The organism is Streptomyces sp. NBC_00988 (assembly GCF_045162645.1).
Classification (GTDB): Bacteria; Actinomycetota; Actinomycetes; order Streptomycetales; family Streptomycetaceae; genus Streptomyces.
The window spans coordinates 10,823,740-10,850,565 of the sequence record NZ_CP108730.1 but is presented as its reverse complement, the minus strand read 5'-3'; the positions used below and the strand labels follow the sequence as shown (position 1 = coordinate 10,850,565).

The window sequence follows — 26,826 nt, the reverse complement described above, 5'->3', positions numbered from 1 at the left end:
ATGCGTGTGATCGCCTGGCTGGTCGAGGGCACATGGCCCGCCTGTGTGGACGCCGTACGGACGCATGCGCCGGAGGCGGACGAGGTGGTGCTGCTGCATGTGAGCGGGCCGGATGTGCCCGGTGTCGCGCACGGGGCGTTCGCCGGGCTGCTCGGCCGGGGTGGTCCGCAGCGTGATCCCGGGACCCGGCTGGAGGATCTCGGCAGTACGTCGGCGGCGGAGCTGCTGGACGCGGCGGCCGAGCGGCTGGGGCGGCCGTGCACCCGGATGGAGCGGGCCGGGCGCGTGGAGCGTGAGGTGGTGGCCGCCGCCGGGGACGCCGATCTGCTGGTGCTGGCCCGTGACGGCGACCGGGCCCGGCTCGGCCCGCACAGTCTCGGGCCCGCCGTACGGTTCGCCGTCGATCACGCGCCCTGTCCGGTGCTGCTGGTGTGGCCGGAGGCGGCACCGGGCATCGGGACCCTGCCGCCTCCGCCACCGCCGCACCACTGAGGTTCAGCGGCCGCCGTGGTACCCGCCGCCGTACCCGCCACCGCCGTAACCGCCGCCTCCGGACCAGCCGCCGCCCTGACCGCTCCCCTGGCAGTACGACGGGTAGTAGTCGCAGTAGTCCATGGTCGGGGCCGAGGTCGTCGGCGTGGACTGCGGGGTCGACGCGCTCGGCGTGGGGGTGGGCGTGGCCGTCGGCGTCTTCGAGGGCGTCGGGGCGGCCTTCTTCGTCGTGGGGGCCGGCGAGCCGGTGCTGTCGGTGTCCCAGTTGACGACCTGCATCTGCGGGTCGGCCTTCGACGTGTCGAAGACCCAGCGCTGCGCCGAGCCGTCCGCCCGGTTCTTCAGGACGAGCGCGCCGCCGCCGTCGGTGGAGGCGGGGGTGAGCGCCAGGTCCTGGTTCCAGCGCGGTACGAGGATGCCCTGGAGCGTGAAGTCGTAGCGGATGTTCTTCGCGGTCGCCGACGACGTGCCCGTGCAGGGGGCGAGCTGCACCTCGAAGGCGAGGTGGGAGTCGAGGCAGAGGCCGGGGTCGGCGGTGCTGCGCAGCTGGCCGTCCGTCTCGTACGACCACTGCTGGCCGGCCGCCGAGGAGCAGGTCTGCAGTTCGGCCTCGTTGCCCTTGAGGGGCTTGTTGCCGGCGACGCCGATGCACAGGCCGGACTCGACGTTGTGCAGCCGGCCGCTGAGCGTGCCCTGGGTGGTGTCGTTCTTGCTGGCCCAGGAGGGGTCGGTGGATTCCTTGCCCGTGCCGGCGGCGCCGGCGGCCTGGTTCTCCGTGGTGGTCTTGTCGCCGCCGGAGCCGCCGACGGACCACAGGACGAGCGGGAGGACGACCAGTCCGCTCACGGTCAGCACGGCCACGGCGAGATTGCGGCGGCGGACGCGCCGGGCCGCCTTGTGGGCCGACCTGAGTTCGCCGCGCCGCGGGCCGGGGTGCACCGCGAGTTCGGTCGAGGCGGACGACATCTCGGCGGGCAGCGTACGGCTGCCGGCCCTGACCTCCAGATAGGCCCGCGCACCCCAGCCGAGCACCGCTTCGGCCAGCGCGATGCCGAGTCCGGCGTTGAACTGGTTCAACTGGTCGGCGGTGTACCGGCAGTGCTTGCAGACGCTGAGGTGCATGGCGAGGTCCGGGTCGACCTCCGCGCCGCCGCGCCGGAAGGTGACGTCCAGCAGCCGGATGTAGCGCATGCACTCGTCGTCCTGGGCGAGTTCGCGGTGGACCTGGAGGCACTCCTCGCGCAACCGGCCGCGGGCGCGCCCGAGTTCGATGTCGGCGCCCTCTTCGTCCAGGCCCAGCAGTCCGGCGGGTATCGAGAAGGGTTCGGACTCGACCTCGATGTGCCAGAGCAGGGTGCGGGCCGACTGGGGCAGCCGCTGGAACGCCCGGGAGAGCAGCCGCCGTTCGGGCACGGGCAGCATCCGGGCCGCGCCGCGGTCGCCGTCGCCGCTCGCCCAGCGCAGATCGGGGTGGAGCATTTCCTGCCGGTGGTCGGCGACCCATTCCGCGGCGATACGGCGGACGGTGACCAGCACCTGGGGGCGCCAGGCCGCGGTCGGTCCTGACTGCCGCAGGGATTCCCCGAAGAGCCGGGTGAAAGCGGCCGTGGTGAGCATTCCGGCGTGGTGCGGTCCGTCGGTGCACAGCCGCGCATAGGCGAAGGCCGCTTCCCAGTGCCGGTCCAGCAGTTCGCCGACGGGTTGCAGCGCGGGCGTCGTCCCCGTCCACTTCTTCAGCTCGGCGCTGAGCTGCTCGTCGGTCACTTCGAAGTGGTGAGCGGAAGTCGGGGAATTCGAGGGACCTGGGTCCGTCACGGCTGCATTCCTCCAGGTGAAACGCGAATTCGGTCCATACCGGCGGGTATGCGACCCTGCCGACGGGCCGACAGAGTCCACCCGTCCGATTGATGGCATCCCGAACGTCCGCCTGGGGGAGCTCTTTTGAAGCAAGGGGGGTGACGTACGGGAGCGGCCTCGAACGCACGGAGGGGAATCATCTATGTGCCCGCGCGCCGACAGGCACACCTTTGCACAGGTCAGCGAGGCGGAACAAGGTCTCCCTTCGTTTTGTGCATTGCGGTCCGGCCCCTGCCATTTGACGATTCGTCAATCGGGTCCGTTATGGGATTGCCGCCGTATCCACACGGGAAATCCCGAAACCATTGACCGGCGGCCGCCCGGCGCACCCCGCGCGTCGCGCGCGGGGACGGCCTTTCTTCCGGTTTTCCCAGGTCATGTTCCGGTCGCCCGGCCCATTGCCGGACGAGTCACTGGCGTCACGGGAGTTGCCGACTTCCACGCCATCACCGACGAGAGAGTTCACGACCAACCAATAGGCACACGCCCTGCCTCCTGACACTGTGGTGTGACATGACACCGAGGAGGTCTGTATGACGGTCACGGACATCGGCGCGTTCGAGAAGGACGGGTTCACGATCGCGCGCGGACTGTTCAGGTACGACGAAATCGACCGGCTCTGTGCGGAGTTCACGGCGCTGCACGCGGCCGGTCCGGTGCCCGGGCACTTCGAACCGCGCGTCTCCGACGATCCCCTCCGGACCCACCCGAGGGTGCTGCACCCCCACGAGATCAACCGACTGGCCCTGCGTTTCCTCCTGGAACCGCGTCTGCGGAGCGTCCTGGAGACCCTGTTCGGCGAGGAAGTCCTGGCCGCGCAGAGCATGTTCTACTTCAAGCCGCCGGGGGCGCGCGGCCAGGCCCTGCACCAGGACAACTTCTATCTGCGGGCCGAGCCGGGCACGTGTGTGGCCGCGTGGATCGCCTGCGACGAGATCGACCGGGAGAACGGCGGCCTGGAGGTCGTGCCCGGCACCCACCGCATGGACGTGTTCTGTCCGGAGGAGGCGGACGCCGGGGTGTCCTTCGCGCGCGAGTACGTGCCCCCGCCGCCGGGGCTCGCGGCCGTGCCGGTCGACATGGCGCCCGGGGACGTCCTGTTCTTCAACGGCAGCCTGGTGCACGGCTCCCAGCCCAATCGCAGCGCGGACCGCTTCCGCCGTTCGTTCATCGGACACTACGTGGGCCGTTCGGCCGACCGTATCGGAAGTTTCTACCGCACGATCTCGATGAGCGGTGAGCCGGTGCCGCTGGCGGAGAGCGCCGGAGCGGGGCCGTGCGGCACGGAGTTCGCACCGCCCGGCCCGCACTGACGGTCCGTCAAGAGGGCCTGGAGCAAGCCCTGTTGATATGCATCACGAGTGTCCGCTGATCGCGTGCGGAGTGTAGGGCTGCTCCAGCTCCTCCAACTCCTTGTCGCTCAGCTCCAGTTCTACGGCCGCCACGGCGTCCTCGATGTGCTGCGGCTTGGCCGCGCCGACGATCGGCGCGGCCACCGTGCTCTGGTGCAGCAGCCAGGCGAGGGCGACCTGGGCGCGCGGGACACCCCGGTCGCCGGCGATGCGGGTGACCGCCTCGACGATGGCGCGGTCGCCGTCCTGGTAGAGGCGGTTGCCGAAGTTGTCGGTGCTGCTGCGCTCGGTGGTGGTGCCCCAGTCCCGGGTGAGACGGCCGCGCGCCAGCGGGCTCCAGGGCAGTACACCCACGCCCTGGTCGGCGCAGAGCGGCAGCATCTCGCGCTCCTCCTCGCGGTAGAGGAGGTTGTAGTGGTTCTGCATGGAGACGAACTTGGTCCAGCCGTGCCGCTCGGCGATGTGCTGGTGCTTGGCGAACTGCCACGCGTACATCGAACTCGCCCCGATGTAGCGGACCTTGCCCGCCTTCACCAGGTCGTGCAGCGCCTCCATCGTCTCCTCGACGGGGGTGTGCGGGTCGGCGCGGTGGATCTGGTAGAGGTCGACGTAGTCGGTGCCGAGCCGTTCCAGACTGTGGTCGATCTCCGTCATGATCGCCTTGCGGGACAGGCCGCTGCCGTTCGGCCCGTCATGCATCCGGCCGTGCACCTTCGTCGCGAGGACGACCTCGTCACGGCGGGCGAAGTCCTTCAGCGCCCTGCCGGTGATCTCCTCGCTGGTGCCGTCGGAGTAGACGTTCGCCGTGTCGAGGAAGTTGATCCCGGCTTCCAGCGCCTGCCGGATCAGCGGGCGCGAGGCCTCCTCGTCGAGGGTCCACTCGTGGGTGCCGCGGTCCGGGAGGCCGTAGGTCATGCAGCCCAGAGAGATCCGCGAGACGTCCAGGCCGGTCGAACCGAGCTTCACGTACTGCATCGTTGCTGCTCCTGCCTTCGAGTTCGGTACCGCTTCGGAGCGTACGACTTCGTGAGTACTCGAAGTCGCGGATATGTGCGCACCCTTGACGGCCGGCACGGCCGGGCGCTTTGATCCTGGACGTGCCCGCGCGTGCGGCGCGGTACGCAGAGGTGCGCCCAGCCGGTAGCGGACAGGTTCCAAGCCCGGCCACAGTCGCCAGGACCGCGGCTCCATCCGGTCCGAGGCGGGGTCGTACCCGCGATTGATGGAGCGGACATGCCCGTCAAGGGTGTCTCCCGCGTCGGAGGTCTCGGGACGGCCGCGGTCCTGAGTGGCGCCGTCGCGACCGCGGCGGTCCTGACCTCGTGCGGAACCTCGACCACTTCGGCGCCGGTGCAACCGTCGCGCGCGGCACCGAAGAGCCCGTCGCGTCCGGCGTCTTCGCCGAGCCCGCCCCGCGCGGCGCCGTCGAAGAGCCCCACCCCGTCTGCGAGCGCCTCCCGTTCGGCGCTTGGAACGGTCCAACTCCCGCCGTTGCACGCCGCCTTCGACTACCAGATCGGCGGCGCCTATCCCCCGCCGGCCGGCGTCCGGATCGTCAGCCGCGACCGTACGGCGTCGCCCGCGCCCGGCCTCTACAACATCTGCTACGTCAACGCCTTCCAGGCCCAGCCGGACGAGCGCGCCTCCTGGCCCGCCGACCTGCTGCTGCGGGACGCGGACGGCGAGGTGGTCGTCGACGAGGACTGGGGCGAGGCGCTGCTCGACATCGGTACGGCGGCGAAGCGGGAGCGGGTGGCGGCGCGGGTGGACCGGTGGATCGACGGCTGCGCGGCCAAGGGCTTCGACGCGGTCGAGCCGGACAACTACGACAGCTACACCCGCTCCAGCGACCTGCTGACGGCGAACGACGCGACCGCCTTCATCACCCTGCTCTCCCGGCACGCGCACGCCCGGCAGCTGGCCATCGCCCAGAAGAACACCGTGGAGTTGGCGGGGTTCAGGAAGAAGCTCGGGCTCGACTTCGCGATCGCGGAGGAGTGCGCCGAGTACGACGAGTGCGGGGAGTACGCCGAGGCCTTCGACGACCGGGTCATCGTCATCGAGTACTCCGACTCCGGTCTGCGCAGGGCCCGTTCGGGCTTCGCCGGGCGGCTCAGCATCGTGCGCCGGGACATGGACGTGTCGACGCCCGGCAGCGCCGGCTACGTCCGCAAGGTGCGGTGAGGAGGCCGTGATGAGGAACGGGATGTCACGCCGTGGGCTGCTGCTCGGGGCGGCCGCGATCGGTGCCGCGAGTGGTTGTGCGGGCGGTGCCTCGGACGGGGTCGGTGCGGACGGCCGGGTGACCGTGGAGCTGTGGCACGGGCAGGTCGACACGGGCCGCAAGGCGGTGGAGGCGCTGGTCGCCGAGTTCAACCGGACCCATCCCGCGATCCGCGTGGACCCGGGTGGCGGTGGGGTGTTGGCCGACGCGATGCTCCAGAAGGTGACCGCAGCGCTCGCCGCCGGCTCCTACCCGGACATCGCCTACATCTTCGGCTCGGACCTGGCGAGCGTGGCGCGCAGCCCGCGGGTCGTCGATCTGACGTCCGCGATGCACAACGGGCCGACGCCGTGGGACACGTTCTGGAAGCCGGTGCGGGACGCGGTCACCGTCAACGGCCAGGTGCGGGCCGCACCCGCGGTGCTCGACTCGCTGGCCGTCGTCTACAACAGGAAGCTGTTCCGGCAGGCCGGGATCGACTACCCCAAGCCCGGCTGGAGCTGGGACCAATTCACCGACACCGCACGGCAGTTGACCGATCACGACCGGGGCGTCTTCGGCACCGGCTGGCCGGCTGTCGGCGACGAGGACACGGTGTGGCGGCTGTGGCCGATGCTGTGGGATCTCGGCGGCGAGGTCGTCGCACCGGACGGCAAGCACATCGGCTTCGCCGACCAGGGCGTACGAGCACTCCGGACGCTCGACCGACTCGGCCACGACAAGAGCGCGTACCTCGACACCAAGCCCGGCAGCGAACAGCTCTACCAGGTGTTCCTCAACAGCCGGATGGCCATGGTCGCCACCGGGCCGTGGGAACTCCCCGACATCATCAACGCGAAGATCGACTACGGGGTCGTGCCGCTGCCGACGTACAGCGGGCACGCGGTCACCATCTCCGGGCCCGACACGTGGACGGTCTTCGACAACGGTTCAGCCCGGTCCCGGGCGGCCGTGGAGTTCGTGCAGTGGATGAACTCGCCTGTCCACGACGTCCGTTGGGACGTCTCGGCGGGCGGGCTGCCGCTGAGCACGGGCACCGCGGCACGGCCGGAGTGGCGGGAGCACAGTGCTGGGACGGTCGGTCTCGACGTCTTCACCGACAGCCTGCGCTCGGCCCGCGTCCGGCCCGTGCACGCCGCGTATCCGCAGATCTCGCAGGCTTTGGGCGAGGCGATCGTCTCCGTGCTGCTCGGCCGGGACTCCCCCGAGAAGGCGCTCCGTTCGTGCGCCGACAAGGCCGACGCGGCCCTGCTGATCCCCAGGTGACTTCCCCCTTCCGGGAGACCCCGATGTCCACACTGCCCCGCGCCCTCACCCTTCCCGCACAGCCCGCCGCCGCTCAGGCCGCGCGCCGCGCCGCCCGCCGTCGCGCCCGCCAAGAACGGTCCACCGCCTGGGCGTTCATCGGTCCGTCGGTCGTGGTGATCCTCGGGCTGAGTGTCGTGCCCGTCGTCTGGTCGCTGCTGCTGTCGTTCCGCGCCGACGACCTGGTCACACCCGGCCGCTGGGTCGGCCTCGACAACTACCGCGCTCTCGCGCAGGACCCCAACTTCCGTACGGCGGTGGGCAACACGCTGCTGTACGCGGCTCTGTACGTGCCGCTCAGCCTGGTCGGCGGCCTGGCGCTGGCGTTGGCCCTCAACCGCCGGATCCGGCTCATCGGCCTGTACCGCACGCTGGTGTTCATCCCGTTCGTGGTGTCGGCGACCGCGCAGGGCGTGCTGTTCTCGTTCATCCTCGACCCGGAGTTCGGCGTCGCCAACGCGCTGCTGCACCAACTCGGCATCTCCGCACAGGGGTTCCTCGCCGACCCGGACCAGGCGCTGTACCTGCTGGTGCTGATCTCGCTGTGGAGCGGGGTGGGTTTCTGTGTCGTGGTGTACCTGGCCGCGCTCCAGGACGTGCCGCCCGAACTCGTCGAGGCGGCCCGCATCGACGGCGCGGGCCGGGTACAGGTGCTGCGCCATGTGACGCTGCCCGCGCTCACGCCGGTCACGGTGTTTCTGCTGCTGTGGCAGTTCATCACCTCGCTCCAGGTCTTCGACCTGATCTACGTGACGACGAAGGGCGGCCCGCTCGGTTCGACCACGGTGATCGTGTACTTCGTCTGGCAGCAGGCCTTCCAGATGTTCACCGCGGGCTACGGCGCCGCGTCCGCGTACGTCCTCGCGGTGGCCCTGCTGGTCGCGGGCGGCGCGCTGCGGGTCGTACGGCGGCGGCAGGGCCGTACGGACGGAGGGGCCCGATGAGGGCGCGGCGGGTGAGTGCGTGGCATCTGGTGCTGGCGCCGCTGGCCTTGTGCTTCGCGCTGCCGTTCGTGTGGCTGCTGCTCAGCTCGGTGATGACGAACGCGGAGATCAACCGCTTCCCACCAGCCTTGTGGCCCAAGGGGATTGACCTCGGCGGCTACCGCTATGTGCTGGGCAACGCAATGTTCCCGCGCTGGTTCGCCAACTCGCTGATCGTGGCGTCGGTGGCGGTGGTGTCGAATCTGCTGCTGGGGTCGCTCGGCGGGTACGCGTTCGCGCGGATGCGGTTCGCCGGGTCGCGGCTGTTGCTGGGGCTGATGCTGGCGACGATGGTCGTGCCGTTCCAGCTGACGATGATCCCGACGTTCCTGGTGATGAAGTGGTTCGGGCTGATCGACACGCTGGGCGCGCTGATCCTGCCGTCGCTGGTGACGCCGTTCGCGGTGTTCCTGTTCCGGCAGTTCTTCCTCGCACTGCCGAGGGAGATGGAGGAGGCCGCCTGGATCGACGGGTGTTCGCGGCTGCGGGTGCTGTTCTCGATCGTGATGCCGCTGGCCCGGCCGGCGCTCGCCACGGTCGCCGTACTCACGTTCCTGTCCACCTGGAACGACCTGTCGTGGCCGCTGATCGCGATCAACCACGACACCCAGTACACGCTCCAGTTGGGCCTGACGACCTTCCAGGGACAGCACCACACCAAGTGGTCGGCGGTGATGGCGGGCAACGTCATCACGGTGGTGCCGGTGCTGGTGGCGTTCCTGCTGGCGCAGAAGACGTTCATCCAGTCGCTGACGTCGAGCGGCCTCAAGGGATGAGCCCCGCACGATAGTTGACCCACCCTCAGAGGAGCCAGATGACCGACGTCAGGATCGCCTTCGTGGGCGCCGGCAGTGTGGTGTTCACGCAGGGCCTGCTCGCCGACCTGTTCGCGTTCCCCGAACTCGCCCGCGCCCGGATCGCGTTGCACGACATCGACCAGGAACGGCTCGCGACGGCGGAGGGCGCGGCCCGCCACATCGCCCAAGTACGCGGCGCCGAGCCGGAGATCAACGCGCACCTCGACCGCCGAGCGGCCCTCGCGGACGCCGACTTCGTCGTCAACATCGTCCAGGTCGGCATGAACGAGGCCACCCGCACCGACTTCGCGGTCCCGGCCCGCTACGGCCTGCGCCAGACGATCGCGGACACCCTCGGCATCGGCGGCATCTTCCGGGCGCTGCGCACCTTCCCGGTGCTCAGGTCACTCGCCGAGGACATGGCCGAACTCTGCCCGGACGCGCACCTGTTGAACTACACCAACCCGATGGCGATGAACCTCCTCTACCTGAGCCGCATCGCCCCCGCCCTCAGAGCGACGGGCCTGTGCCATTCGGTGTACTGGACGATGCACGACCTGTCCCAGCTGATCGACGTCCCCTTCGAGGAGGTCTCGTACCTCGCGGCAGGCGTCAACCACCAGTCCTGGGTGCTGCGTTGGGAGCGAGCGGGGCAGAGCCTCTACCCGCTCCTCGACGAGACGATCGCGAAGGACCCCGAACTCCTGCGCCGGGTCCGCGTGGACATGTACCGCCGCCTCGGCCACTACCCCACCGAGACCAGCGAGCACTCCGCCGAGTACGTGCCCTGGTATCTGCACCACCCCGAGGAGATCGAGCGGCTACGGCTGCCGGTCGGCGCGTACCTGGAGATCATCGAGGAGAACACCGCGAGCTACGACCGCACCCGCGAGGCCCTCGCCTCCGGCACCCCGCTCCCCGTCGAGGGCACGCTGGAGTACGCCCCGCAGATCATCCACAGCATCGTCACCGGCACACCCCGCACGATCTACGGCAACGTCCCCAACCGCGGCCTCATCGACAACCTCCCCGCCGACTCGGTCGTCGAAGTCCCCTGCCTGGTCGACGCGTCGGGCGTCCAGCCGACCTGGATCGGCGCCCTGCCCCCGCAGTGCGCGGCCCTCAACAGCGCCTACGTCTCCGTCACCGACCTGGTGGTACGGGCGGCCACGGACGGCGACCCGCGCCACATCCGGCACGCGGCGATGGCCGACCCGGCGACGGCGGCGGCCCTGCCGGTCGAGCGGATCTGGGACCTGTGCGACGACCTCGTCGAGGCGCATGGAGAGCTGCTGCAGCCGGAGCTGCGGGTCCGTCTGGGGCACTGAAGGTCGTCCGGCGTTGGTGTGACCCGCCCCCGCCCCCCGGCGTGGGGCGGCCGGGCGGCGGCCAGGGTCCCGCATCCTCGGCGCAGGCGACCGGCACCCGGCCGGTCGTCGCCGTACGGGAGGAACCCGGTGCCGAGACGTTCGACCAGATTGAGGACTCTGACGGGGGCGGCCGTGCTGTCGCTGGCCCTGGTGTCGCCCGCGTGGGGCGGCACGGACCCGGCGCCGTCCCCGCCCGAGCCGCCGTCGACCCTGTGCGCGCCCGCGGGCACCCTGCACGGAGCGCACGGGCAGCATGCCGTCGTCAGCCTCTGCGCGGGCAGCGGCACCCCGACCATGGCGGTCTCGGCTCCCGCGACCTGCGGACAGCTCAGGTCGGCCGTCCGGTACACGTGCCGCACCTCGGGCGCCTGGACCGCCGAGCGGGACGGCGGGACGGCCGCGTCCGGCACATTGCCCGGGTCGGGCCAGTATCCGGGCCCCGGGACGTACGCCTTCACGGCCACCGTGCACGTCCGCTCCGCGCCCGAGGGCGTGGACCTGCAGGGCACGGTCCACGCCACGCTGACCCTGACCGCGCCGAGGCCGAAGGTCACGCACGGCATCGAGGTCGACCGGAGCACGCTGCGGCCCGACTCCGTGACCATGCTGACGTACACGGTCCACCGGCACAGCGAGGAGGGCGACGGCAGCGCGCGCTTCGGGCTCATCGCGGAGGAGGGCACGGGCGCGGAGCTGACCACGTCCGACCCGCGCTGCGTCAACCCGCTCGTCGGCCGCCACCCGTCGCAGGACCGGCTCCCGCACGCCCTGGACTGCGCGCTCACCGATCTCCAGCCGGGGCACCCGGACACGGTGGTGGTCCGGGTCGCCCTCAAGTCCCGTTGTTCCACGGTGGTTTCGAAGCTGGGCTACTGGATGCCGCAGGGCCAGGCGCTGTACACCGGGGGCATGCTGGCGGGGCCGACCGTGACCTGCGGCTAGAGCAGGTCCAGCGCCCTCGCCCAGCCGAACTCCGGCCGTCCACCGTCGAGTTGGACCTCACCGGAGTACGGGTCCCCGAACCGGACGCCCATCCCGCGCAGCCGTACCAGGCTCTCCTGGTAGGCGGGGTGGGCCGCCAACGCGTCCGCCACACAAGGGAGTACGACGGTCGGGACACCCAGGCCGTACGCCTCGCACAGGGTGCCGAGGGCGAGGGTGTCCGCCGTGCCGGCCGCCCATTTGTTGATGGTGTTGAAGGTGGCGGGCGCGACGACCACGGCGTCCGGGGCCGGGAAGGGGCGCGGATCACCCGGCACGCGCCAGGCCGACCGGATGGGGCGGCCGGTCTGCGCCTCGACGGCGGCGATGTCGAAGAAGCCGGACGCGGCGACCGGGGTCGCGATCACCCCGACCTCCCAGCCCAACTCCTGCGCGGCGGCGATCAGTTGGCCGACGTCGGCAGCGATCCCGGCGGCGCAGACGACGACGTAGAGGAAGGGTTTTCCGTCGGGTTCGGTCATCCGGGAACCCTACTGTCCGGCCTGCGAGGACCACTGGATCAGGGGCCTACTGGAGCGGGAACGAGTGGCCGCGCTCGGACTCCGGTCGGGTGCCGAAGACGCGGCGGGCCTTCTCCTCGATGGCCAGGTCGTTGATGCTGGCCTCGCGCCGGGTCATCAGGCCGTGCTCGTCGAACTCCCACAGCTCGTTGCCGTACGACCGCCACCACTGCCCGTCGGCGTCCCGGCACTCGTACTGGAAGCGGACGGCGATGCGGTTGCCGTCGAAGGCCCACAGGTCCTTGCGCAGCGCGTACTCGTGCTCGCGGGACCACTTGGCGGTGAGGAACCCGACGATCTCGGCGCGGCCGGTGACGAAGGTGTCGCGGTTGCGCCAGACGGAGTCCTCCGAGTAGGCGAGCGCCACCCGCTGCGGGTCGCGGGTGTTCCAGGCGTCCTCGGCGGCCTGCACCTTCTGGGCGGCGGTCTCACGGGTGAAGGGCGGGAGGGGAGGGCGGTCGGCCATGGTCGTCTCCAGAGCGGAACGGGGCGGGACGGGACGGGACGCGATGGAGAACGTGCGTTCTCCAGGTGGCTGCTAACGTAGAGAACGCACGTTCTCACGTCAAGGAGGGGCCCGTTCAATGGACAGCGCAGTCGCCCGGGAGCAGGCGCTGGACGCCGCCGAGAAGCTGTTCTACGGGCGGGGAGTTCAGGCCGTCGGCATGGACGCCGTCCGCTCCGCCTCCGGGCTCTCCCTCAAGCGGCTCTATCAACTCTTCCCCGCCAAGGAGGAGTTGGTGGAGGCGTACCTCGAACGGCGTGACCTGCGCTGGCGCGGACGCCTCGCCGAACATGTCGCGCGGCACGATGATCCGCAGGAGCGGATTCCGGCCGTCTTCGACTGGCTGGAGGAGTGGTTCCGCGAGGCCGATTTCCGCGGGTGCGCGTGGATCAACTCGTACGGCGAACTGGGCGCGACCTCGGAGCGCGTGGTGGCCCAAGTGCGGGCGCACAAGCGGGCGTTCCGCGACTATCTCGCCGGTCTCGTGGCGGACGCGGGACTGCCCGACGTACTCGCCGGGCAGGTGTTCCTGCTGGCCGAGGGAGCCATGGTCACGGCGGGCATCACCGGGAGCGCGGAGCCTGCGGCGGAGGCGCGGGAGGCGGCCCTGGCGCTGTCGCGGGCGCGCTGAGATCAGGCCGCGGCGAGTGCCGTGAGCGTGGCACGGGCCCGGGTGAGCGAGGCCGCCGCCAGATCCTCCAGGCCGGCCAGCTGGGGCAGGACATCGACCCGGGTGAGTTCGGCGGCGACGAGGTGGAGGTGCTCCGGCGGTACGCCCAGGTTGCCGAAGTAGGCCTTCAGGTACGGCATTTGGAAGTCGAAGTGTTCGCGCGGGGTGCCGGGGCCGTATCCGCCGCCGCGTGCCATGACCGCGACCACGCGGGTGTGGCGCAGGAGGCTCTCGCCGGTGTCCGGGTCGGTGAGCGCACCGGGGAAGGTGACGCGGTCGATCCATGCCTTGAGGGTCGCGGGCACCGAGAAGTTGTACATCGGGACACCGAGCAACAGCGTGTCGGCGCCCAGCAGTTCGGTGATCAGCGGCAGGGTCAGCTCCCACTCGTGCCGCTCGGCGGCGCTCTCGATCAGCGCGGGAACCTTGGCGGGCGCGACGAACCCCTCGCGTTCCACACGGCGGCCGAGGGTGGTGTAGGCGGCAGTGATCGGCGGCACCGGTGCGGCGGACAGATCGCGGTGGCGGCAGTCCGCCGTGCTGCCGTGTTCGGTGCGCCACGTCCGCGCGAAGGTCTCGGTGAGTTGCCTGGTCACGGAGTCGGCGGTCGTGTCGGCGCTGGAGTCGATGTGCAGCAGCATGGTGTGGTCACCTCGGTCGGTTCCGGTTCGTCGGACAGGTGACGGAGCACGGCGAGGAAAGGTGACCCATGCGGGGGCACGACGAGTTGGCGGAGCGGTTCGAGGAGCGGCGCGGGCAGCTGCGGGCGGTCGCGTACCGGATGCTGGGTTCGCTGGGCGAGGCGGACGACGCGGTGCAGGAAACCTGGCTGCGGCTCAGCCGTACGGGCGACGACGGCATCGACAACCTCACCGCCTGGCTGACGACGGTCGTCTCCCGCATCTGCCTGGACATGCTCCGCACACGCGCGTCCCGGCGGGAGGATCCCTACGGCGACGACCTGCCGGAGCCGAGCACCGACGACCTGCCCGAGGACGAGGCCGTGCTCGCCGACTCGGTGGGGCTCGCGCTGCTGGTGGTGCTGGACACGCTGGGTCCGGCGGAGCGGGTCGCGTTCGTGCTGCACGACCTGTTCGCGGTGCCGTTCGACAGCGTCGCGGCGGTCTTGGACCGGTCCCAGCCCGCCGCGAAGAAGCTCGCCAGCCGGGCCCGGCACAAGGTGCGGGGCACGCCGGTGGTGCCGGGCGCCGAACTCGGCCGGCACCGAGAGGTCGTCGAGGCGTTCCTGTCCGCCGCGCGGGGCGGTGACCTCGGCGCGCTCCTCGACGTACTCGCCCCCGATGTCGTCCGGTACGCCGACCCCGCCGTGTTGCCGCCGGGCGTGGCGGCCGAGCTGCGCGGCGCGCGGGCGGTCGCGGAGGGGACGGTACTGCTGCGGCACCGGACCCGGTTCGCGACCGTCGCCCTCGTCGACGGGGACGTGGGGATCGTGGTCGCGCCGGGGGGACGGTTGCTGCTGGCTCTCCGGGTGCGGGTCGAGGGCGGGCGAGTTGCCGCGTACGAGGTGGTCGCGGGGCGGGAGGGGTTGCGGGGAGTCGAGGTCGGGGTGCTCGGGGTGGTGGGTTGAGGCAGGCGGGCTGGAGGGATCGGCTTCGCGGCAGGAGGAAGTGGCTCGACGGGCCGGCCACCGCCTCCTCAGGAACCGCTCAGCCCGGCCCGCCCGCCACCGCACTCAGGAACCGGCCACCCAGCAGCCCCGCCCCCATACGGAGCAGCCCGTTCAGCCCACCGCCCTGTCCGACACCGTGATCGCGCTCACCGGGCAGGCCCGTGCCGCCTCCCTGAGCATCGGGTCGTCGGTGTCCTCCTTGCCCGGCAGCACCGTGCTGTAGCCGTCGTCGTCCTGGGTGAAGACGCTCGGGGCAGCGAGGGCGCACTGGCCCGCCCCGATGCAGATGTCCTTGTCGATGTGGATTTCCGTGTGCATGGAGCGCAGCCTCTTACCAGGTCACGGGGAGTTCCAGCATCCCCTGGATCGTGTCGCCGGGTTTGAAGGGGATCTCCTCCGCAGGGACGGCCAGGCTCAGCGTGGGCAGCCGCTCGAAGAGGCTGCGCAGGGCGATCTCCAGTTCGGCGCGGGCGAGGTTCTGGCCGAGGCACTGGTGGATGCCGAAGCCGAACGAGACGTGGTGGCGGGTGGGCCGGTGCCAGTCCAGGGTGTCCGGGGCGGTGTAGACGTCTTCGTCGCGGTTGATGACCGCGGCCGAGAAGATCACGCCGTCACCGGCCCGGATCGTCGTGCCGTCCACCTCGATGTCCTCAAGGGCCTGCCGCATCAGCCCGTCCACGATGGACAGCGACCGCATCAGCTCCTCGACCGCGTCGGGCAACAGCCCTGGATCGTCCCGGAGTTCGGCGAGCCGCTCGGGGTGGAGCAGCAGCGTGTAGGTGCCCAGGGAGATCATGTTGGCGGTCGTCTCGTGGCCCGCGACGAGGAGGATGATCGCCAGAGAGATCAACTCCTCGCGGTCCAGCGCCCCTTCGCTCAGCTGGTCCCGGACGAGTTCGTCCAGCAGCCCCTCACCCGGACTCCGCTGCTTGCGGTCGATCAACTCGCCCAGATACGCCTCCAGTTGATCGCGGGCGTCCTGGCTGTCCTCGGCCTTCGGACCGCGCAGCAGGCGCCGGGACTGGGCCTCGAAGAACTCGTGGTCGGAGTACGGGACGCCGAGCAGCGCGCAGATCACCATCGAGGGAACGGGCAGCGCGAACACGGGCACCAGGTCGGCGGTCGGACCCTGGGCGATCATCGCGTCGAGCCGTTCGTCGACGATCCGCTGGATGTCGGGCCGCATCGCCGTGGCGCGTTTGACGGTGAAGGCGGGGATCATCATCCGCCGCTGGGTGCGGTGCTTGGGGTCGTTCTCACCGAGCAGGGCGACCTTGCGGTTCCGGACCGCCGCGAACCGTTCGTTGGTCGCGGGGAAATCGGGCCGGCTGCGGTCGGTGGACAGCCGCTGGTCGGCCAGCAGTGCGCGGGCGGCGGTGTGCCCGGTGACGAGCCACGCCGTGCGGCCGTCGTAGAGCGTGATGCGGGTCAGAGGGCGGGCGCCGCGGAGGGGGTCGTAGCCGGCGGGCGGGTGGTAGGGGCAGGTGCGGTCCTGTGGGAAGGAGACGGGTTCGGGCTGGTCGGTCAGATCCGTCAGTTCCGTCAGATCCGTCATGGAAGACCTCGCAGACGAAGAGTGCGTCTTGCCGATCTTCATTAGATGCCCGAGGCACCTATGGGGCCACCTGAAGTTCGGCCAGATCGGTGGTGCCTACAATCTGGCCGAACCTGATGGCCCCGGCCGACCCGACGATCACGGTCGCGGGACCGGTCCAACGTCACCCGCCCGCGACCGGAGTCCCGCCGTCCGCCGGGGCGAAGGCCAGGGACACGGCGAGGCTGTCCTCGTACACGTGGTGACGGACGATCAGCCCGTCCCGGACGGTCAGATGAAGGGCGAACCTGGCGCGATACGACCGTCCGGTGGGCCTGGCGGTCAGCCGGATCTCGCCGAGCACCACCGCGTCCTCGCCGTCGACCAGGATGCGCTCGATCTCCGTGCCCACCTGTCCCGGCACATGGTGGGCGGCGAGATCCCGGAAGTGGCCGGCGGCGTCGGCGCGGGTGGCGCGGTGCCGGATCCACGGGGTGGCGGGACGGCCGTGCTCGTCCTCGGGCCAGTCGAGCCGCCAGTCGACGTGCTCGGCGTACAACTCGGCGATGCCCTCCGGCTCGGTGTGGCCGATCCGGTGCAGCAGGTCGGCTACGACGGTGCGGGTGGTCGGGGTCGTGGACATCGGGCGCTCTCCCTCGGCCGGTGGTCGTGCGGGGTGCCGACTGTGCCGGAGAGGTCCTTCCGGTGCGATTACCTCCGAGGTCGTCACCCGGTGGAGGGGGCATGGCCGAAGAGAGTCGCGGTATGGATGAATCACGCACCGGCTGGTGTTGAATCTCGGTGCCAGACAGCCGTAGAACGCGAGATGGGACGAATGCCATGCCTCTTGAGGGCGAGTACGAACCCAGCCCGTCGCAGTGGGTACGCGACCAGGTCGAGCTGTACGAGAGCTCCGGCGGCACCAAGGGGACGACGTTGATGGACACGGGTCTGCCCGTGATCCTGCTGACGACGGTGGGCGCGAAGAGCGGGAAGATCCGCAAGACCCCGCTGATGCGTGTCGAGCACGACGGGGTCTACGCCGTCGTCGCCTCGCAGGGCGGCGCGCCCACGCATCCGGTGTGGTACTTCAACGTCCAGGCCGATCCGCACGTCGAGCTGCAGGACGGACCGGGGAAGTGGGACCTGACGGCCCGCGAGGTCACAGGCGACGAGAAGGCCGCGTGGTGGGAGCGGGCGGTCGCCGCGTATCCCCCGTACGCCGAGTACCAGACGAAGACGGACCGGCAGATCCCCGTGTTCGTCCTCGAACCGGCCGCCGGAAGCTGAGTACCGGGGGCTGACCGGCCCGGAGAGATTTTCTTGTCTCCGGGGCGCATGAACCGGTGACCGTCGGGCATCCGACGTTCAGGCCCCGCCGCGCTCCCCCGTCGCGGCGGGGCTTTTCCGTGCCTCCTCCACCGGCCGGTCGGTGATGTCCAGGAAGATCTCGCCGGCCTCGGACACGGCCTCGCCGAGCGACCGCTTGATGCGCATCGAGACCTCCTCGACCCGCTCGCTGTCCATCCCGGGAACCAGGTCGATCCGCGCGGCGACCATCGTCGAGTCGAGCCCCATCCGCATCGTGAACAGCGCCTCGACGCTGTCGATCTCGGGCTCCGCCGCCAGCAACTCGCGGATCCTGTCGCTCAGTTCGGGGTCGACGGCCTCGCCGATGAGCTGGTCGCGGGCGTCACGGCCCAGGCGGTAGGCGACGTAGCCGAGCAGCACTCCGATCGCGATCGACGCGGACGCCTCCCACACCACCTGCCCGGTGATCATGTGCAGCGCCATGCCGATGACGGCGAGGGTCACGCCGAGCACGGCCGTGCCGTCCTCCGCCACGACGGTCCGCAGCGCGGGGTCGCGCAGCGCGTCCATGCCACCGCCCTGGGCGCGCACCTGGTGCAGGGCCCGCAGCAGGGAGATCCCCTCCACGACCAGGGCGACGGCGAGCACGATCAGGCCCACCGCATAGCCGGTGGACGACTCCTCGGCGCCGTCGCGCAGGGCCTCGATCCCCTGGAACACGGAGAAACAGGCACCCATCACGAAGATCCCGACGGCCGCGAGCAGCGACCAGAAGAACCGCTCCTTGCCGTACCCGAAGGGGTGCCGGCTGTCGGCGGGACGGCGGCTGCGGCGCAGGGCCGCGAGGAGGAACACCTCGTTGAGACTGTCGGCCACGGAGTGCGCGGCCTCCGAGAGCAGCGCGGGCGACCCCGCGACCAGACCCCCGACGCCCTTGGCGGCCGCGATCACCAGGTTGGCGGCGAGCGCGACGAGGACGGTGACGCGGGTCTTCCGGTCGGATGCGTGGTCCGCCTCACGGTCACGGTCGGGCGGGTGATCCTTCGTAGGGTCGGCAGCTGTGTCGCTCATCCACGCCGACTGCCCCTGAGGGTGCTGCTCACACCCTCTACCGAAGGACCGGTTTCGATGACACCGTCGGGACGGCGACCGTGCCGACCCGCCCGTTCGTCCGCAGAAGGAGATCCGCGTGGCCAAGATCAAGAAGAAGAAACTCCCCCTCGTCTACCAGCCCGTCGGCCTCGTCCTGGGCCTGGTGAGCGGTGCCCTCGCCGGCCGTGCCTTCCGCGCCACGTGGAAGGCGATACGGCACGAGGACAACGCCCCCGACCCGCTGGACCGGGACCGCGGCTGGGCCGAGATCCTGCTCGCCGCCGCGCTCCAGGGCGCCCTCTTCGCCGTGGCGCGCAGCGCGGCGGACCGCACCGGCGCGAAGGCCATCGAACGCTCGACCGGGATCTGGCCGGCGAAGGACAAGGGCGGCCGGGAGTAAGGCAGTTGGGACCGGGGCGGCCGGGAGAGAGGTCGCTCAGGCCGGATCGGCGGCCGTCGGCGGTACCGGGCGGAGCGTGAAGGAGTGGCCGGCCGGGTCCGCGTACACGCGCTCCTCGTACGGGCCCGGCATGTCCTTGGTCTCCAGCGGGCGGCCGCCGAGTCCGACGATGCGGCGCTCCGCCTCGTCCAGGTCCTCCACCAGGAAGTCGAGGTGGACCTGTTGGTTGTTCTCGGCGCGGGGCCAGCTCGGCGGGGTGGCGCTGAGGTCCCGGCGGAACGCCAGCCGGGTGCCGTCGGCGCCCCTGATCTCCACCTGGTCGAGGGTGATGTCCGTCTGCTCGCCGTCCAGCAACTCCGTGTAGAACACGGCGAGTTTCTCCGGCTCGACCGCGTCGAGCACCACGAAGCCAGCGTTGACCAATGCCATGGGTCCTCCGAAGATTCAGGCGGGCAAGGGTCGAGTCCGGTTGCCTCGCCCCCAACGGATATCCCCGTTCGGCCAGTTGATGCCGAGAACCGGAGTCGATCAACGAACCTGCAACAACCGCACGGCTCCCCTGGTTCGGGTGGGACACGGGATGCAAGAGTGAGGCCGGTGAAGCCCCGTATCGCCGTAGTGACCCTCGCCTTCTGCACCGCGCTCGCTCCACTCAGCGGATGCGGGAGCGGCACCGGCGCCCATGGACCGGCCCCGTCCTCAGGAGGACCGACGACGGCCGCCGCGAGCCGAACTCCCGCTCCGGGCAAGGGTTCCAAGGACCCCGACGACATCAACGGCGACGGTCACCGCGACCTCGTGGTGCCGATCGTCGTCGGTGGCGGCGAGGGCGCCACCGACGAACGCGTCGCTGTGGTCTACGGATCGGCCCAGGGCCTCGACCCGTCGACACGCACGGTCTACCGCCGCGCCGACCTGGGCCTGCCCGAACCCGGCAGGCAACTCCTCGCCCCGAAGGGCTCGTTGTCCTCCGCCGACCTCACCACCGCCGATCTGGACGGCGACGGCTTCCCGGACTTCGTCACCACCGTCCAGGGCGCGATGACCTCGGACAACAACATCACCGCCCCGCGCACCCTCCCGTACATAGCGTGGGGCGGCCCGGGCGGACCGACGGCGAAGACCTCCGCCACACCGGTCCAACTCCCGCAGAGCGCCACGACGTTGGGCATCAAGTCCGTGGTGCGCGGCGACTTCGACGGCGACGGGCACCACGACCTCGCCGGGTTCGCCTACAACCACTCGTCCATGGTGGTGATGTACGGCCCGTTCACGCGCTCGGGCGCACCCGCACGCACCGACACGAGCCTCCCCTGGGCGGACGGCGATCTCACCGCCGACGCCATCGCCCCGTCCGGCACGCCCCGCGCGACCTCGCTCCTGATGCACGCGGTGAGCGACGGCGAGCAGTCCGGCAACACGCTCCACACCGCCCATCGAGGTTCCCAACTCTCTGGTACCGGAAGGCAGTTGAGGAGCGGCAACGCCCACGCGTTCGGCGACTTCGACGGCGACGGGCAGCGCGATGTGGCGGTCGGCGACGACGGCAGCCGTAACGACGAGCCCGGCTACGAGACCGAGCCGGCCGACGTCGACGGTTCGCTCGCCGTGTATCCCGGCGCCGGCGGCGCACCGGTGACGTACCGGCTCCCCGAGGCGCCGAAGTCCGCGCGCACCCCGTACGGGCCCGGTGGCTACCTGTCCGCCGACCCGGACGGCGACGGCCGTGACGGCATCCTCGTCGGCACGTACGAGGGCGCGACGCTCATCGACGGCACCCGGCGGACCACGGTCCTGCGCGACGGGCCCGCCGCGGAGGACGGCAGGAAGATCCCGGCGACGTGGCGGCACGCCCGGCCCGCGGGAGCCGCCGACTTCGACGGTGACGGCACGGACGAACTGGTCCTGAACTGGGGCGCGGACGCGAAGTTCGGCACCTACGGCGAGGACCCCACGCGCTGGTGGATCACCGACGGCACGACGACCGCGAACAAGACGACGTTCACGACGACGGCCTTCGCCCCACGCTCCTCACAAGCCCCGCGCTCCTCATAGCGATCGGGCTCAATCGGGCTCAGTCGGCTACCAGCCACTCCCCGTCGCGCATCAGGTCCCGCCCCTTCAGCTCGTTGGCCTCCCGCCATGCCTGCACCCGCTGCGGACGGATCCTGAAGTACAGGTAGGGCGTGGTCAGTTGGCGCGGATCGAAGCCGGTCTTCGAGGCGAAGATCTCGGCGTCCTCCTCGGGCAGGTCGGCCGGCGTCAGCATCACCACGGTGCCCTCGATCATCACGACGTCCCGGGTGGGCCCGATGCCGAGCCGGGCGACGCCGGTGGAGACGAGGTTGCGGCCGGTGGGACTCGCGGCCGGCGTCGCGAACAGCAGGGTCGTGCCGTCCCACACGAACGACAGCGGAACGAGATAGGGCGCTCCCCCGTCCTCACCGGCCGTGGCGACCCAGGCGTCCTCGTCGTGCTCCAGCCGACGGAGCGTGTCCTGCAGGCGCTGCTTCGCGGTACGTGCGGGCTCTTGAGTCATGGCCCCAGTCTGCCGCTCAGCCCTCCTCCGCCGCCGCCCGGATCTCGGCGAGCCGCGCCCCCGCAGCAGTCAGCAGCAGATCCAGGGCGGCCGGGTAGGAACTGTGCCGCATGGTGGCCACGAGGTGCCGGGCCGTGGCCGCGATGTGCGGGTACGTGTCGGCGGGCAGCCGCGCGTACGTCGCCTGCCATACGGCCGCCTCCGCCTCGCGGGCCGGCTTCGGCATGGCCGTGTTCGCGGAGTCGAGGGCACCGAAGGCGAGGGCCTGGTCGACGTAGGCGTGGTAGATCCGCACCGCCTCGGCGTCGGGGAACCCGGCCCCGCGCAGCACCCCGAGGATCGCCTCCACGGCCTGGATCTCGTACACCCGCCCGGTCACCCGGTACGCGCTGAGCACCGCCGCCCTCGGATGCGCGAGCGCGCCCGCGTGCATGCGCAGGCCCAGGTCCCGCAGGTCGGCCCGCCAGTCGCCGCTGGGCCGCCAGGTGCGCAGCGTCCGGCCGATCAGCTCATCCGCGACGGCCAGCATCAGGTCGTCGGTGTGCCGGAAGTAGCGGTACAGGGAGCTGGGGTCGGCACCGAGGGCGCGCCCGAGCCGGCGCACGGACAGGGCATCGGTCCCATGCTCCTCGATCAGTCTGAGGGCGGTCTCGACGATCAGTTCCTCGGACAGGACGACGCCCTGCTTGGTGGGGCGTCTGCGCCGCCGGTCGGCGGCCGGCACGACACGCTCGCTCATTAGAGGACCATCCCTTCTGCTCGGGTCCGGGTGGCCGCACCTTACGACAACACCGTTGACCTGTTAAGGGCACGGGCAGTTTCATGTGCGTTCACCGGGGCCGTTCGGGCCCCCCGGTGCGAGCGGAGAGCACGCCATGATCGACACGCCACCCCCGTCGGGGCCCGCACTGCGCAAGTCCCTCGGTCTGCTGGACGGCGTCGCCATCGCCGCGTCCAGCACCGCCGCGACCACCAGCATCGGCATCGGTCTGGGCGTGACCGCCGGGGTGGTCGGGCTGCATCTGCCGGCCATCATGCTGCTCGCGTTCCTGCCGATCCTGGGCATCGCGGGCGCCTACTCCCGGCTGAACAAGGTCGAGCCGAACGCGGGCAACGGCTATGTGTGGGTGGGCCGTTCACTCACTCCGTGGCTGGGCTTCCTGGTCGGCTGGGTGAACATCGTCGCGACGATCGCGTTCCTCGCCTACACCACGGCGGTCACCGGCTCGGCCATGATCCAGCTCGCCGGTGAGGCCGGAGTGCACAAGGCGGGCGGCCTCACCCTCGACCCGGGCTCGACGGCACAGACGACCGCCGTGGGCATCGTGATCCTCGTCGCCGTCACCCTCACCGCCGTGACCGGCGTCCGCACGGCCGCCCGCCTCCAGACCGGACTCCTGATCTTCGAGTACGTCGTCCTGCTCGGCTTCTGCGGCTACGGCATCGTCACCGGCCCGCACGCGTTCAGCCTGAGCTGGTTCGACCCCTTCGCGATCCCCTCGGCGTCGGCACTCGCGCAGGGCCTGCTGCTCTCGGTGTTCTGCTACTGGGGATTCGAGGCCGCGTTCACCGTGAACGAGGAGGTCCGCGACCCGCGCGACGCGTCCCGGGCCGGGCTCATCACCCTGGTGACGATGCTGGGCCTGTTCCTGCTCGGCTCGATCGCCTTCCAACGGGTGCTGTCCGAGGACGAGTTGGCGGGCCACGGCGCCCAGGGCCTGGCGTACTTCGGCGACCGCCTCGCCTCCCAACCCCTGGCCGCGCTCCCCCTGGTCGCCCTGATGTTCTCGGCGGTCGCATCCCTCCAGGCGGGCGTCATCCCCACCGCCCGAGGCATGTTCGCGATGAGCCGCGACCGCACCCTCGGCCCGATCTGGTCCAAGGTCAGCTCCCGCTACGGCACTCCTGCCCTCGGCACCCTGCTGATCGGCGCGCTGGCAACGGCAGTCGCGGCACTGGCGCTGGTGATACCCCGCCTCGCCGACATGATCATGGCCACGGTGAACGCCGTCGGAATCGTCGTAGCGCTCTCCTACGCCCTGACCGCCCTGGCCGCCGCCGTCCGCTTCCGCGCTCTCCTGCGGGAGGACTGGCGGCAGGGCGTGCGCGCGGTCGTCCTGCCCACGCTGAGCGCCATCTCCCTGCTGGGACTGGGCGGTTACCTCTGCTGGTCCTTCTACACCTCCACCGATCACCTCGAAGTCAGCGCGGACAACGGCTGGTTCCTCCTGCTCACCCCGCTGGCGATGATCGCGTCCGGCTTCCTGGCCGCCGCGTGGGCGAAGTGGGTGCGCAGGTCCCCGTACTTCCACTCGGGCCGAGGCACCGACGCCGACGCGCCGCAGCTCCTCGCCACCTCCCGCTAACCCCGCAAGGATACGAACCATGCACGCAGACCTCCTCTTCACCAACGGCCATGTCCTCACCCCCGAGGGCCGCACCGCGACCGCCGTGGCCGTCACGGGCGACCGGATCACCGCCGTAGGCCATGCCGAGGTGCACGACTTCGCCGGGCCGCGTACCCAAGTCGTCGATCTGGCCGGGCGGTTGCTGTTGCCCGGGTTCCAGGACGCGCATGTGCATCCGGTGCCGGCGGGGCTGGAGCTGACCCAGTGCGATCTGACGCGGGCCAAGACGGCGGAGGACACGATCGCCGCCGTGCGGGCCTACGCGGACGCGCATCCCGAGCGGGAGTGGATCACCGGGGGCGGGTGGTCGATGGAGGCGTTCGAGGGTGGTACGCCGACGAAGGAGCTGCTGGACTCGGTCGTACCGGACCGGCCGGTGTATCTGCCCAACCGGGACCATCACGGCGCCTGGGTCAACAGCCGGGCCCTCCAACTCGCGGGCATCACACGGGACATGCCCGACCCGGCGGACGGCCGCATCGAGCGGAACGCGTCCGGCGAACCGGCCGGGACGCTTCAGGAGGGGGCGATGCAGCTCGTCGGTCGCCTCACGCCACCGGCCACCCAGGCCGACCGACTCGCCGCACTGCTGCACGCCCAACGACATCTGCACGCGCTCGGCATCACGGCCTGGCAGGACGCGCTGGTCGGCGAGTTCCTCGGGATGGACGATCCCTCGGACGCGTATCTCGCCGCCGCCAGGGAGGGCTCGCTCACCGCGCGGGTCGTCGGCGCGCTGTGGTGGGACCGGGAGCGCGGGGCCGAGCAGATTCCCGAACTGGTCCAGCGGCGGGACGAGTTGAGCCACGGCCGATTCCGCGCGAGCAGCGTGAAGCTGATGCTGGACGGGGTCGCCGAGACCGGCACGGCCGCCCTGCTCGACCCGTACCTCGACAAGTGCGGCTGCGCGACGGCCAACCGGGGAACCAGCTTCATCGATCCAGACCAACTGCCCAAGTACGTCACCGAGTTGGACGCGCTCGGCTTCCAGTGCCACTTCCACGCGCTGGGCGACAGGGCCGTACGAGACGCTCTGGACGCGGTCGAGGCGGCGCGGGCCGCGAACGGGCCGAGCGACACCCGGCCACACCTCGCGCACCTTCAGGTAGTGCACCCGGACGACGTGGTGCGGTTCGCACGCCTCGGCGCGGTGGCGAACATCCAGCCGCTGTGGGCCGCGCACGAACCGCAGATGGACGAGCTGACGATTCCGTTCCTCGGGCCCCAACGGGCCTTGTGGCAGTACCCGTTCGGGGCGCTGCTCCGGTCCGGGGCCACGCTGGCCGCAGGCAGCGACTGGCCGGTGAGCAGTCCCGATCCGCTCCAGGGCATCCATGTCGCGGTGAACCGGGTCGAACCCGGGGGCGCCGGGCCGGTGTTCCTGCCGGGCGAGCGCCTCGACCTCGCGGCGGCGGTCACGGCGTACACGGCGGGTTCGGCGTACGCGAACCATCTGGACGACACAGGCCGCATCGCGGAAGGGGCGTTGGCGGATCTGGTGGTCCTGGACCGCGATCCGTTCGCCGCTCCGCCGGAGGAGATCGGGGAGACGCAGGTAGCGCTTACTTATGTGGGAGGGACGGGAGTGTACGCAGCTCAGGAGGCATGAGCAGTAACGGGGATCACGATCGGGGCGCGGTGTAGATCATCTAGGCTCTGGGCAGCCTCGTAACCGCTTGTGGGACCAACTTTCGTACCACGAAGCGTAGTTCGAGGGCGCGGGCGGTCGAACGGACCGCCCGCTCGCAGTGGGGGGCCTCAGTGTTCCGTCTCCCGAAAGGAAGCGCATGCCTCAGGACGTCACCTTCGACCTCCCCTTCGACACTCCCGTCAGTGACCATCTGGAGTACGCCCGAGCCCGTCATCTGCGCTGGATCTGGGACATGGGCCTGGTGCGAAGCCAGGCCGGGTTCGAGGAGTACCGGTCGTGGGATCTCCCGCAGGCCGCGGCCCGCACCTATCCGCACGCGTCGGCCGCGGACATGGTCGTCCTGATGAACTGGTTCTCGCTGGCGTTCCTCTTCGACGACCAGTTCGATGCGAGCCAACCGGACCGCGCCGACCGAATACTGGAAGTGGCACGGGAGTTGATCGTCACGCCGCTGCGTCCGGCGGGCAGCAGGCCCCGGGTGGTCTGCCCGATCACCGTGGCCTGGGCGCAGGTCTGGGACCACCTTTCGGATGGCATGTCCCTGACCTGGCGGACCCGGTTCGCCGCGTCCTGGGGCCGGTTCCTGGTGGCGCACTGCGAGGAGGTCGACCTGGCGGCGCGGGGCATCGCGGGCACGCTGGACCTCGACGAGTACACGGAGTTCCGGCGCCGCACGGTCGGCATCCACCACAGCATCGACGCCGGCGAACGCAGCCGGGGCTTCGAGGTCCCGGCCCAGGTGCAGGCGCATCCGCTGATGGAACGCATGCGTGACCTCGCCGCCGACACCATCGGCTTCATGAACGACATCCACTCCTTCGAACGCGAACGCCGCCGAGGCGACGGCCACAACCTGATAGCCGTCCTCCACCGGGACCGCGGCCTGTCCTGGGAAGCGGCAGCCGAAGAGGCCTACCGGATGACAACCGCCTGCCTCACCGAGTACCTCGAACTGGAGGCCCAAGTCCCCCAGATGTGCGACGAGTTGGCCCTGAACGAGGACGAACGCCTCCGGGTGCGACAGGGCGTGGAAGCCATCCAGCACTGGATCAACGGCAACTACGAGTGGGCGCTGGTGTCGGGTCGCTACACGGCGGCGAAGGAAGGCCCGGCGGCGAAAGCGGAGTTGGCGGGCAAGGGCTCGGTGGACGATCTGTTGGCCGTCTGAGACGGGGGCGAGCTGCCCGGCCAAGGGCTGGGCAGC

The 26,826-nt window shown here is 70.8% G+C and carries 28 protein-coding genes; 16 read left to right on the top strand and 12 right to left on the bottom strand.

Going from position 1 to position 26,826, the window contains the following annotated elements; genetic code table 11:
- A complete protein-coding gene (locus tag OG496_RS48965; RefSeq protein ID WP_399389914.1) occupies positions 1–492 on the top strand; it encodes a universal stress protein in 492 nt (163 codons plus the stop codon).
- Positions 493–495: 3 nt separating this feature from the next.
- On the opposite strand, the gene OG496_RS48960 is transcribed toward OG496_RS48965, so the two are convergent.
- Positions 496–2,307, bottom strand: a complete 1,812-nt coding sequence (locus OG496_RS48960) for a ricin-type beta-trefoil lectin domain protein (RefSeq protein WP_405975514.1) — start codon at positions 2,305–2,307, stop codon at positions 496–498.
- Positions 2,308–2,882: 575 nt separating this feature from the next.
- Here OG496_RS48960 and OG496_RS48955 point away from each other — a divergent pair.
- Positions 2,883–3,662 carry a phytanoyl-CoA dioxygenase family protein gene (locus tag OG496_RS48955; RefSeq protein WP_405975513.1) on the top strand — a complete coding sequence of 260 codons (780 nt, stop codon included), beginning with the start codon at positions 2,883–2,885 and terminating at the stop codon, positions 3,660–3,662.
- 42 nt (positions 3,663–3,704) lie between these two features.
- Here OG496_RS48955 and OG496_RS48950 read toward each other — a convergent pair whose 3' ends face one another.
- The gene (locus tag OG496_RS48950; RefSeq protein WP_405975512.1) at positions 3,705–4,676 is read right to left on the bottom strand and encodes an aldo/keto reductase; all 972 of its coding nucleotides are present in this window, start codon (positions 4,674–4,676) and stop codon (positions 3,705–3,707) included.
- Positions 4,677–4,934: 258 nt separating this feature from the next.
- On the opposite strand from OG496_RS48950, the gene OG496_RS48945 reads away from it, so the two are divergent.
- From OG496_RS48945 to OG496_RS48920, 6 genes are all read left to right on the top strand, one after another.
- Positions 4,935–5,885 (top strand): endo alpha-1,4 polygalactosaminidase, encoded by a 951-nt coding sequence (locus OG496_RS48945; protein WP_405975511.1) that lies wholly within the window; start codon positions 4,935–4,937, stop codon positions 5,883–5,885.
- Positions 5,886–5,895: 10 nt separating this feature from the next.
- Positions 5,896–7,191, top strand: a complete 1,296-nt coding sequence (locus OG496_RS48940) for an ABC transporter substrate-binding protein (RefSeq protein WP_405975510.1) — start codon at positions 5,896–5,898, stop codon at positions 7,189–7,191.
- Positions 7,192–7,214: 23 nt separating this feature from the next.
- On the top strand, positions 7,215–8,174 hold the full coding sequence (locus OG496_RS48935) for a carbohydrate ABC transporter permease (protein ID WP_405975509.1): 960 nt from the start codon (positions 7,215–7,217) through the stop codon (positions 8,172–8,174).
- Positions 8,171–8,989 carry a carbohydrate ABC transporter permease gene (locus OG496_RS48930; protein ID WP_405975508.1) on the top strand — a complete coding sequence of 273 codons (819 nt, stop codon included), beginning with the start codon at positions 8,171–8,173 and terminating at the stop codon, positions 8,987–8,989. Before OG496_RS48935 ends, OG496_RS48930 begins: the two co-directional genes overlap by 4 nt.
- A gap of 38 nt (positions 8,990–9,027) precedes the next feature.
- A complete protein-coding gene (locus OG496_RS48925) occupies positions 9,028–10,338 on the top strand; it encodes an alpha-glucosidase/alpha-galactosidase (RefSeq protein ID WP_405975507.1) in 1,311 nt (436 codons plus the stop codon).
- A 150-nt stretch (positions 10,339–10,488) separates the two neighbouring features.
- Positions 10,489–11,322: a hypothetical protein gene (locus tag OG496_RS48920; protein ID WP_405975506.1), complete on the top strand. Its 834-nt coding sequence runs from the start codon at positions 10,489–10,491 to the stop codon at positions 11,320–11,322.
- Here OG496_RS48920 and OG496_RS48915 read toward each other — a convergent pair.
- Both OG496_RS48915 and OG496_RS48910 read right to left on the bottom strand, forming a co-directional pair.
- Entirely contained in the window at positions 11,319–11,843 is a 525-nt protein-coding gene (locus OG496_RS48915; RefSeq protein ID WP_405975505.1) for a flavoprotein, read from the bottom strand. The genes OG496_RS48920 and OG496_RS48915 overlap by 4 nt on opposite strands.
- Before the next feature lie 46 nt (positions 11,844–11,889).
- Positions 11,890–12,348 (bottom strand): nuclear transport factor 2 family protein, encoded by a 459-nt coding sequence (locus tag OG496_RS48910; RefSeq protein ID WP_405975504.1) that lies wholly within the window; start codon positions 12,346–12,348, stop codon positions 11,890–11,892.
- 118 nt (positions 12,349–12,466) lie between these two features.
- Here OG496_RS48910 and OG496_RS48905 point away from each other — a divergent pair, with 118 nt between their 5' ends.
- A complete protein-coding gene (locus tag OG496_RS48905) occupies positions 12,467–13,018 on the top strand; it encodes a TetR/AcrR family transcriptional regulator (protein WP_405975503.1) in 552 nt (183 codons plus the stop codon).
- Positions 13,019–13,020: 2 nt separating this feature from the next.
- Here OG496_RS48905 and OG496_RS48900 read toward each other — a convergent pair whose 3' ends face one another.
- A complete protein-coding gene (locus tag OG496_RS48900; protein WP_405975502.1) occupies positions 13,021–13,698 on the bottom strand; it encodes an FMN-dependent NADH-azoreductase in 678 nt (225 codons plus the stop codon).
- A 68-nt stretch (positions 13,699–13,766) separates the two neighbouring features.
- On the opposite strand from OG496_RS48900, the gene OG496_RS48895 reads away from it, so the two are divergent.
- Entirely contained in the window at positions 13,767–14,645 is an 879-nt protein-coding gene (locus OG496_RS48895) for a sigma-70 family RNA polymerase sigma factor (protein WP_405975501.1), read from the top strand.
- A gap of 153 nt (positions 14,646–14,798) precedes the next feature.
- Here OG496_RS48895 and OG496_RS48890 read toward each other — a convergent pair whose 3' ends face one another.
- The 3 genes from OG496_RS48890 to OG496_RS48880 form a co-directional block, all read right to left on the bottom strand.
- The gene (locus tag OG496_RS48890; protein ID WP_266865761.1) at positions 14,799–15,005 is read right to left on the bottom strand and encodes a ferredoxin; all 207 of its coding nucleotides are present in this window, start codon (positions 15,003–15,005) and stop codon (positions 14,799–14,801) included.
- 13 nt (positions 15,006–15,018) lie between these two features.
- On the bottom strand, positions 15,019–16,242 hold the full coding sequence (locus OG496_RS48885; RefSeq protein ID WP_405975500.1) for a cytochrome P450: 1,224 nt from the start codon (positions 16,240–16,242) through the stop codon (positions 15,019–15,021).
- A 163-nt stretch (positions 16,243–16,405) separates the two neighbouring features.
- Positions 16,406–16,864 (bottom strand): nuclear transport factor 2 family protein, encoded by a 459-nt coding sequence (locus OG496_RS48880; protein ID WP_405975499.1) that lies wholly within the window; start codon positions 16,862–16,864, stop codon positions 16,406–16,408.
- Between the two features lie 197 nt (positions 16,865–17,061).
- Between OG496_RS48880 and OG496_RS48875 the strand changes: the two genes are divergently transcribed.
- Complete coding sequence (locus tag OG496_RS48875; protein WP_366491614.1) at positions 17,062–17,511, top strand: nitroreductase family deazaflavin-dependent oxidoreductase; 450 nt, start codon at positions 17,062–17,064, stop codon at positions 17,509–17,511.
- 78 nt (positions 17,512–17,589) lie between these two features.
- On the opposite strand, the gene OG496_RS48870 is transcribed toward OG496_RS48875, so the two are convergent.
- Complete coding sequence (locus OG496_RS48870) at positions 17,590–18,603, bottom strand: cation diffusion facilitator family transporter (protein ID WP_405975498.1); 1,014 nt, start codon at positions 18,601–18,603, stop codon at positions 17,590–17,592.
- 118 nt (positions 18,604–18,721) lie between these two features.
- Here OG496_RS48870 and OG496_RS48865 point away from each other — a divergent pair, with 118 nt between their 5' ends.
- Complete coding sequence (locus OG496_RS48865; protein ID WP_405975497.1) at positions 18,722–19,024, top strand: DUF4235 domain-containing protein; 303 nt, start codon at positions 18,722–18,724, stop codon at positions 19,022–19,024.
- A 36-nt stretch (positions 19,025–19,060) separates the two neighbouring features.
- Here OG496_RS48865 and OG496_RS48860 read toward each other — a convergent pair whose 3' ends face one another.
- Entirely contained in the window at positions 19,061–19,453 is a 393-nt protein-coding gene (locus OG496_RS48860; protein ID WP_405975496.1) for a VOC family protein, read from the bottom strand.
- Positions 19,454–19,621: 168 nt separating this feature from the next.
- Here OG496_RS48860 and OG496_RS48855 point away from each other — a divergent pair, with 168 nt between their 5' ends.
- The gene (locus OG496_RS48855) at positions 19,622–21,079 is read left to right on the top strand and encodes an FG-GAP repeat domain-containing protein (protein WP_405975495.1); all 1,458 of its coding nucleotides are present in this window, start codon (positions 19,622–19,624) and stop codon (positions 21,077–21,079) included.
- 19 nt (positions 21,080–21,098) lie between these two features.
- Here the strand turns inward: OG496_RS48855 and OG496_RS48850 are convergent, their stop codons facing one another.
- Together OG496_RS48850 and OG496_RS48845 are read right to left on the bottom strand one after the other, a co-directional pair.
- A complete protein-coding gene (locus OG496_RS48850; protein ID WP_366491619.1) occupies positions 21,099–21,563 on the bottom strand; it encodes a pyridoxamine 5'-phosphate oxidase family protein in 465 nt (154 codons plus the stop codon).
- Between the two features lie 16 nt (positions 21,564–21,579).
- On the bottom strand, positions 21,580–22,302 hold the full coding sequence (locus OG496_RS48845; RefSeq protein WP_366491620.1) for a TetR/AcrR family transcriptional regulator: 723 nt from the start codon (positions 22,300–22,302) through the stop codon (positions 21,580–21,582).
- A gap of 136 nt (positions 22,303–22,438) precedes the next feature.
- On the opposite strand from OG496_RS48845, the gene OG496_RS48840 reads away from it, so the two are divergent.
- From OG496_RS48840 to OG496_RS48830, 3 genes are all read left to right on the top strand, one after another.
- Positions 22,439–23,929, top strand: a complete 1,491-nt coding sequence (locus tag OG496_RS48840) for an APC family permease (RefSeq protein ID WP_405975494.1) — start codon at positions 22,439–22,441, stop codon at positions 23,927–23,929.
- Positions 23,930–23,948: 19 nt separating this feature from the next.
- Positions 23,949–25,580 carry an amidohydrolase gene (locus OG496_RS48835; RefSeq protein WP_405975493.1) on the top strand — a complete coding sequence of 544 codons (1,632 nt, stop codon included), beginning with the start codon at positions 23,949–23,951 and terminating at the stop codon, positions 25,578–25,580.
- A 178-nt stretch (positions 25,581–25,758) separates the two neighbouring features.
- Positions 25,759–26,790, top strand: coding sequence for a 7-epi-alpha-eudesmol synthase (locus OG496_RS48830; protein WP_405975492.1), 1,032 nt, complete (start codon positions 25,759–25,761; stop codon positions 26,788–26,790).
- The last annotated feature ends 36 nt before the right edge of the window (positions 26,791–26,826 follow it).